The sequence below is a fragment of the Collinsella aerofaciens genome (genome assembly GCF_019131995.1).
Lineage (GTDB): Bacteria > Actinomycetota > Coriobacteriia > Coriobacteriales > Coriobacteriaceae > Collinsella > Collinsella aerofaciens_S.
The window spans coordinates 1-1401 of sequence record NZ_JAHONA010000062.1; the positions used below are offsets into that span (position 1 = coordinate 1).

A 1401-nucleotide genomic window follows, 5' to 3' on the forward strand; every position below is an offset into this window, starting at 1 on the left:
AGGGCCTGATTCCGGTACTCCTCCGGGGTCAGGCCCTTCAATCTTACCTGCCTCCGGCTCGTGTTCCAGTGGACTATGTATTCCTCCAGGTCGCGTTTGAAATCCTCGAACGTCTTCCACTCGCGGCCCCTGTAGAACTCGTCCTTGACGTGGCCGAAGAGCTGCTCGGTGGCGGCATTGTCGATGCAGTTCGCCTTCCTGGACATGCTCTGGACGATACCGGCGGCCTCGAGCCTGGATGTGTATGAGGCGTGCTGGTACTGCCAGCCCCGGTCCGAGTGCATGGTCGGGGCGGCGCCCTCGGGGATCTTGGACAGCAGCTCGTCGAGCATCCTCGCCTGCTGGGCCATGTCGGGCGTGGTCGATATGTCGCTCGCCACGATCTCCTTGGTGCAGAAGTCCAGCGTCGGGGCCCAGTAGGCCTTACCGCCAGCCACCTTGAACTCGGTGACGTCCGTCCCCAGCTTCTGCCACGGGGCCCCGGCGTCGAAATCCCTCGCGATCACGTTCTCGAACGTCCTGCCGACGACGCCCTTGTACGAGTTGTACCTGTGGTAGGCCGTCTCGCGTCTGATGCCGCAGCGAATCCCCATCTCGCGCATCATCTTGAGCACGGTCTTGTCGGCTATCACGGCCCCCTCTTCCGCCCTGAGGCACATCGCTATCTGCCGGTGCCCGCAGCCGTTGGCGGTGCGCGAGAAGATCTCGGCGGCCGCCTCCCAGAGCTCGGCGCGCGTGGGCCTCGGCGGGTGCGCGAGGGCGTAGTAGTAGGTCGACCGCTTGAGCTCGGCGCATGCGAGCAGGTGCCCGAGCGCGTGCCCCTCGGCGCGCAGGGCCGCGACCGCTTCGGCCTTCGCCCTGGTCAGAGCCCGTCCCTCTCGACCAGGGCGCGTAATTTTTTTAGGTAGGCCACCTCGGCCTCGAGCCTACGGCACCGCTCCTCGAGCTCCTCCTCGCGGGTCCGCGGCCTCGCCCTGGAACCGCTCGGCCGGCCCTTGGGCCTCGGGCGCAGGGCCTCCGCGCCGCCCTCGCGGTATAGCGCGCACCACTTCTTGAGCGGCGACATCGACATTATGCCGAACGCCGCCATCGCCTCGGTCTTCGTCATGCCGCCGTCGACGACGGCGGAGGCGGCGGCGACCTTCTGCTCGTATGTGTACCTGCCCTGCTTTCCGTCCATGCGCAGCAGCACCTCGCTCCCGAACGCGCGGTATATCTCCTGCCATCTTCTCACGGCTTCCGCGGGAAGCGAAAGGGCAATCGCGGCAGATTTATACCCGTGCCCGAGCTCGAAGAGCCCTATGGCCGCCTTCCTGGCCTCGACATCATGCTTCACCCTCAAATCAACGCGCATAAAGAAAGCCTCCCATTTCTCATGTCCAAGAAATGGGAGGCAGTTCA

Annotated in this window: 2 protein-coding genes; both read right to left on the reverse strand. The window is 65.2% G+C overall.

Annotated features, from left to right (window positions below; all coding sequences use genetic code 11):
* Positions 1 to 896 (reverse strand): IS3 family transposase (locus KSY82_RS10155; RefSeq protein ID WP_217751120.1); only part of this gene is annotated, 896 nt, incomplete at its 3' end.
* Positions 863 to 1401, reverse strand: a 539-nt coding sequence (locus KSY82_RS10160) for a helix-turn-helix domain-containing protein (RefSeq protein ID WP_368042063.1), incomplete at its 5' end; no start/stop codon positions are given. The genes KSY82_RS10160 and KSY82_RS10155, both read right to left, overlap by 34 nt.